A 6337-nucleotide genomic window follows, 5' to 3' on the forward strand; every position below is an offset into this window, starting at 1 on the left:
GATGAATCGTTCGCTGAAAATTGCTCTGATGTGCGGATTGGCCGCTACCGTTGCCTCGTGTGGCACGGTCAAAAAGGTCCTGCCGTTCGTCAACAAGGATGACGGCCCCAAGGCTGTCGCCACCCAAGGCGAGCGCATCTCGATCCTCGAGTTCGAACAGCAGTTGACCCCGTCACCGGCGCTGTCGGGTCGTGACTTCTTCATTCCGGGCCCGCAATCGGTCGCCCAGTGGAGCCAGCCGGGCGGCAACGCCGAGAACGATGTCGGCCACGTCATTGCAGCCCCCGAATTCAAGGTCGCATGGCGTCGCAATATCGGTGCTGATTCTGACCGTATGCGTCAGGTGATGTCGCCTCCGGTGGCGGCTGACGGCCGTATCTTCGTCATCGACGGCGAGGCCCAGGTCTCGGCTGTCGATGCGGGCACCGGCGAAATCGTGTGGCGCAAGAACCTTGCGACGGACGAACGCGATGGCGGTGGGCGCTTCCTGCGTGTCATCCCGACCGGCGGTGGCAAGACCGGCGGCGGTTTCGGCGGCGGCGTGGCGGTATCGGGCAATACGGTTTTCGTATCCTCGGGCTATCGCACCGTGACCGCCCTGAACTCGGCTACGGGCGAGATCATCTGGCAGCACCAGACGGACCTGCCGATCCACGGCGCACCGACCGTGGCGTCGAACCGCCTGTATGTGGTGGACGTCGATAACCAGCTGCTCGCGCTTGATATCGCCACGGGTATGCCGACCTGGTCCTATCGCGGCATTACCGAACCGGCCCGTATCATGCGCGCCTCCAGTCCGGCGGTCAGCGGCGACACCGTCATCGCGCCGTTCTCGTCCGGTCAGGTCGTGGCCCTGCGTGCCACCAACGGCCAGCCGGTTTGGGAAGAGGTGCTGTCGCGCACCAGCCGCACCAACGCCCTGTCGGAACTGCGCGATATTGCCGGTCGTCCGGTTATCAGCCGTGGCTCTGTCTATGCCGTCAGCCAGTCGGGCCTGATGCAGTCGCTGGACCTGCGTACCGGCAATCCGAAATGGGAACTGCCGATCGGTGGCGTGAATGCGCCCCTGCCGGTGGGGGATGTGGTCTATGTCGTGTCCAAGACCGGCGAGCTGACCGTGATCAACCGCGAATCCGGCCAGATCTACTGGACCCGCGACCTCAACGAAGGTCGAGTCCGTGAAGAAGGTGGCTGGTTCTTTGGCTTCGGCAAGCGTACGGTGCGCCCGACGTGGTCCGGTCCTGTGCTGGCCTCGAACCGTCTGGTGCTGGTGAACTCGGATGGCCAACTGGTGGCCTTTGATCCGAAGACCGGCGCGCAGACCGCTACCATCAACCTGGGGGCTCCGGCCTACATCGCGCCCGCCGCCTATAACGGCGCGCTCTATGTCCTGACCGACGACGCCCGCCTCATCAGCATCCGCTGACCTTGTACAAAAATTGCGTTAGAAGGCCGACATGGCTCTGAAGATCGCCATCGTCGGCCGGCCCAATGTGGGCAAGTCGACACTGTTCAACCGCCTCGTCGGCAAGCGCCTCGCGCTGGTCGATGATCGCCCCGGTGTGACCCGTGACCGTCGCTATGCCGACGGCAGCATCGGTGACATGGACCTGACCCTGATCGACACGGCAGGTTATGAGGACGTCACCGACGAAAGCCTCGAAGCCCGCATGCGCGAGCAGACCGAGCTGGCTATCGAAGATGCCGACATCGTTCTGTTCACGATGGATGCCCGCGAGGGCGTGACCCAGCTGGACCGCATTTTTGCGGACCGTCTGCGGGGCGTGCACAAGCCGGTCATCCTGCTGGCCAACAAGTCCGAAAGTCGTGAGAGCACCGGCGGTGTGGGCGAGGCCTACAGTCTCGGCTTCGGTGAGCCTGTGCCGATCTCCGCCGAGCACGGCGAGGGCATGGCCGACCTGTATCAGGCCCTTCTGGCCGCCTCGGAAAACGTTTTCATCGAGGAAGTCGATGAACCCGAAAAGCCGATCCGCATCGCGGTGATCGGTCGTCCGAACGCGGGCAAGTCCACCCTGATCAACCGTCTGATCGGCGATGACCGTCTGCTAACCGGACCCGAGGCAGGCATCACGCGCGACTCCATCTCGGTGGATTGGCAGTGGGAAGGTCAGAACATCCGTCTGATCGACACCGCCGGCATGCGCCGCAAGGCCCGCGTGCAGGAAAAGCTGGAAAAGCTGTCGGTCGCCGACACCATCCGCGCCATCACCTTTGCCGAGGTGGTCGTTCTGGTCATGGACAAGGACGACGCTTTCGATACGCAGGATCTGCAGCTGGCCGATCTGGTCGAGCGGGAAGGGCGTGCGCTGGTTTATGTGGCCTCCAAGTGGGACCTCGAAGAGGAACCGCAGGCCCGTCTGGCCAAGCTGAAGCAGATGGCAGACGACAAGCTTCCGCAGCTGAAAGGCTCGGAATTCGTCGCCCTTTCGTCGTTCAATGGCCGTGGCGTAGACCGTCTGATGCCCGCCATCATGAAGGCCTATGACACCTGGTCCGCCAAGGTGAAGACCAAGGACCTGAACGACTGGCTGGCGCTGGCGGTACAGCGTCACCCGCCGCCCGCCGTCGATGGCAAGCGTATCAAGCCGAAATACATCGCCCAGATCAAAGCCCGCCCGCCGACGTTCGTCCTTATGGCGACGCGCGCGGCTTCGATGCCGGACCACTACAAGCGTTATCTTGTGAACTCGATCCGCGAGTCCTTTGACCTTCAGGGCGTTCCCATGCGTCTGAACGTCAAGTCCAGCTCGGCCAACCCCTATGCCGAGGGCGGTGCCAAGTCGGGGCCGGAACGCTTCAAGGGCGCGGCCAAGACCGCCCCGCGCAAGGTCATCAAGGCCGAGAAGGAAGAGAAGCTGTCGAACCTTCCGGGCAAGGCTCTGGAGCAGAAGGCCAAGGCGGGCATCAAGCCCAAGGTCAAACCTCTGGGTGGCCTGAAGGCCTCGGCATCCAAGAAGTCCGGCTCGAACATCTTCGTGGGCAAGGGCGCACGCGGTGGTGCCCGTCAGGTGTCCCGCTCGGGCCGTATCCGTACCGGCCAAAAGGGCGGCGCGAAGCGTTAAGGCCAGCCTTTGGCAGACAATAAAAGGGCGATCCGCACTGCGGGTCGCCCTTTTCGTTTCCGGTCACTGAAAAGGGCCGCCTCCCTATGGAAGCGGCCCTTGAAGGTCAGTTGGCCTGTGCGGCCTTCCATTCCTTGAAGCTGGTGAACAGTGGCGGCTCCTTGTCGCCGCGGGCCAGTTCGACCATCAGGGGGGTGATTTCCTGCGGGTGGGGCAGGATCAGCGGATCCTCGCCGGGGAAGGCCTGGGCGCGCAGGCCTGTACGCATCCGGCCCGGATTGACGATGGCGACACGGATCGGCATGGATTCCACTTCATCGGCCCAGCAGCGCATCAGGTTCTCGGCACCGGCCTTGGTGGCGGCATAGGCCCCCCAGAAGGCACGCGGCTCGGACGCAACGCTGGTGGTCAGGTGGATGACACGCGCGGCGGTGGAGGCCTTCAGCAGCGGCTCCAGCGAGCGGATCAGGCGGTAGACGCCGGTGAAATTGACCTTCTCGATCTTGGCAAAGCCGCGCGGGTCGGCGTGGCTGACGGGGGTCAGGCCTTCGGCACCCATTGTGGCGGCGGCCTGGACCCAGATGTCCAGCTTGCCGAAACGCTCATAGAGCGCGCCGCCCAGTCGGTCGATCGAACCGCCGTCGATGATGTCGAACGGGATCAGGGTCGCATGCTTGCCGGTGGCGGCGAAAATCTCGTCGTCCAGCTCCTCCAGACCGCCTTGGGTGCGGGCGGCGGCGACGACATGGGCACCGGCCTTGGCCAGGGCCAGTGCGGTTTCGCGGCCAATGCCACGCGAAGCACCAACAACCAGTGCAATACGGTCTGCGAGCGGAAGGGAAGCGGTATCGGACATACGCCGCTGATAGCGCGGAGCGCCGCTATAAGAAAGGGCCGCCGGATGATCCGGCGGCCCTTTTGATCAGGCATTCACGGTGAGGATGGAAACCTTCTTGCCGCCCAGCTCGCGACCGCCTTCTTCGGCCTCGCGATCCAGCAGGCGGGTTGGGTAGTCACCCGTGAAATAGTGGTCGGTGAACTGCGGACGGTTCGGGTTGCGCGGGCCGACGCCGGTGGCCTCATACAGGCCGTCGATGGACAGGAAGCCCAGCGAATCGACTTCAAGGATGGCGCGCATTTCTTCCATCGTATGTGTAGCGGCCATCAGCTGCGAACGCTCGGGCATGTCGATGCCGTAAAAGTCCGGATAGAGGATCTGCGGGCTGGCCGAGCGCAGGTGGACTTCCTTGGCACCGGCGGCGCGGACGGCGCGCACCAGCTTCAGCGAGGTAGTCCCGCGCACGATCGAATCGTCGATCAGGACGACGCGCTTGCCTTCCAGCACGGCCTTGTTCGGGCTGTGCTTCATGCGCACGCCCTTCTGGCGCGAGGCCTGAGACGGCTGGATGAAGGTACGGCCCAGATAGTGGCTGCGAATGATGCCCATCTCGAACGGGATGCCGGCTTCCTGGGCATAGCCCAGAGCCGCCGGAACGCCCGAGTCGGGCACCGGAACCACGATGTCGGCCTCGATCTGGAACTCGCGGGCCAGACGGCGGCCCATTTCCTTGCGGACCTCATAGACCGAACGGCCGTTCACGATGGAGTCGGGACGGGCGAAATAGACGTATTCGAACAGGCAGGGGCGGGCACCCTGATCGGCGAAGGGCTTGATCGAGGTCAGGCCGTCCTCGTCGATGACGACGACTTCGCCGTGTTCGATGTCACGGATGAAGGTCGCGCCCATCGTGTCCAGCGCGCAGGTTTCCGAAGCCAGAACCCATGCCTCGCCCAGCTTGCCCAGCACCAGCGGACGGATGCCCAGCGGGTCGCGGGCACCGATCATCTTGTAACGGGTCTGGGCGACGAGGGCGTAACCGCCTTCGATACGGCCCAGCGCGTCGATGAAGCGGTCCACGATCTTGGCCTTACGGCTGCGGGCGATCAGGTGGAGGATGGCTTCGGAGTCGGAGGTGGACTGGAAGATGGCACCTTCGGAAACCAGTTGGGCGTGAAGGTGTTTGAAATTCGTCAGGTTGCCGTTGTGGGCGATGGCGATACCGCCCTGGTCCAGATCGGCGAACATCGGCTGGACGTTGCGGATGAAGCTGCCTCCGGCGGTGGAGTAGCGGGTGTGGCCGACGGCGGCGGAACCCGGAAGGCGGGTGGTCAGGTCGGCATTGCCGAAGGCCTCACCCACAAGGCCCATGTGACGTTCGGTGAAGAAACGCTCGGCGTCGAGGACACTGGCGATGCCGCAGGCTTCCTGACCCCGGTGCTGAAGCGCGTGCAGGCCAAGGGCCACAATCGACGACGCTTCATTGTCGGGCGAACCCCACACACCACAGACGCCGCATTCGAGACGCAGCTGGTCATCGTCCGGTTCGCGCCAATGTTCACGGTGAACGACGGGATCGGCGATATGGTGGGGCATCGTGGAACTCCGATGACCGAGGGTTAAGTCGGAATGGCCCGCACCTAGTCCTGACGGAGCGTAAGTTCAAGGCTCATTGTTCGGTTTGGTCCGAAAAGCCTTCGTGCACGGACCTTTTTACGATGGGTGTGAGCGCATCCGCACCCTTGGCCATCATGGGCAGTACGGTCTGTATGGTCGAAGCGGAGGCTATGCTGACGGGAAGCGACTTGGCCTCCGCGAACCAGCGTGGCGGGTCTTCGCCGACCACGCTCATGAGAATCAGGTGGATGGAGCCGATAAAGGCCATAGCCCGCAGAAGACCCAGGCCCGCACCTGCTGTCTGGTCGATTGCGCCCAGTGCATGGCCGCGCACGCCCTTGGACAGACTGCCCGCCGTGATACGGATGGTGAAATACAGAACGACGAACACGATGCCGACCGCGAGGATCGATCCGGCCCAGTCAGGATCAACCAGACTGCGCCCGAACGGTGCCGTCCACGGCAGGGTGATCAAGGCGACCAGTCCGGCCAGAAAGAAGCTGAATAGCGAGGTCAGTTCGCGCAGGGCACCACGGAACCATCCCGCCGCCGCCGACAGCAGGATCGCCAGAATGACAAAGACATCAAAGCCGGTCATGTCCCTTGGCTAACACGGGAAGGGCGGCTTTTCCGAGGCCTTAAAAGCGGTTCTGGGCGATGCGGTCCACGGCATCGGCCAGGCGCTCGACCGCCGTCAGTTTGACGTCGCTCTTCTTGCCCTTGCCCAAGGCGGGGGCGATGGCGCGCTCGAAGCCCAGTTTGGCGGCTTCGCGCAGTCGGGCCTCGGCGCGGCCCACGG

5 protein-coding genes are annotated in these 6337 nt (G+C 63.8%); 2 read left to right on the plus strand and 3 right to left on the minus strand.

Going from position 1 to position 6337, the window contains the following annotated elements; genetic code table 11:
• Nucleotides 1-28 precede the first annotated feature (28 nt).
• Together B3H86_RS07715 and der are read left to right on the plus strand one after the other, a co-directional pair.
• The gene (locus B3H86_RS07715; RefSeq protein ID WP_292052608.1) at nt 29-1426 is read left to right on the plus strand and encodes a PQQ-like beta-propeller repeat protein; all 1398 of its coding nucleotides are present in this window, start codon (nt 29-31) and stop codon (nt 1424-1426) included.
• 31 nt (nt 1427-1457) lie between these two features.
• Nucleotides 1458-3083, plus strand: a complete 1626-nt coding sequence (gene der / locus B3H86_RS07720; protein WP_292052586.1) for a ribosome biogenesis GTPase Der — start codon at nt 1458-1460, stop codon at nt 3081-3083.
• A 106-nt stretch (nt 3084-3189) separates the two neighbouring features.
• Here the strand turns inward: der and B3H86_RS07725 are convergent, their stop codons facing one another.
• The 3 genes from B3H86_RS07725 to B3H86_RS07735 all read right to left on the minus strand — a co-directional run bounded on the left by B3H86_RS07725 (nt 3190) and on the right by B3H86_RS07735 (nt 6136).
• Nucleotides 3190-3939, minus strand: coding sequence for an SDR family NAD(P)-dependent oxidoreductase (locus B3H86_RS07725; protein ID WP_292052590.1), 750 nt, complete (start codon nt 3937-3939; stop codon nt 3190-3192).
• A 66-nt stretch (nt 3940-4005) separates the two neighbouring features.
• Nucleotides 4006-5517, minus strand: coding sequence for an amidophosphoribosyltransferase (gene purF, locus B3H86_RS07730; RefSeq protein WP_292052593.1), 1512 nt, complete (start codon nt 5515-5517; stop codon nt 4006-4008).
• 73 nt (nt 5518-5590) lie between these two features.
• Complete coding sequence (locus B3H86_RS07735) at nt 5591-6136, minus strand: CvpA family protein (protein ID WP_292052595.1); 546 nt, start codon at nt 6134-6136, stop codon at nt 5591-5593.
• Nucleotides 6137-6337: the final 201 nt, after the last annotated feature.

Source organism: Brevundimonas sp. UBA5866 (assembly GCF_002432125.1).
In the GTDB taxonomy this organism is placed as follows: Bacteria; Pseudomonadota; Alphaproteobacteria; order Caulobacterales; family Caulobacteraceae; genus Brevundimonas.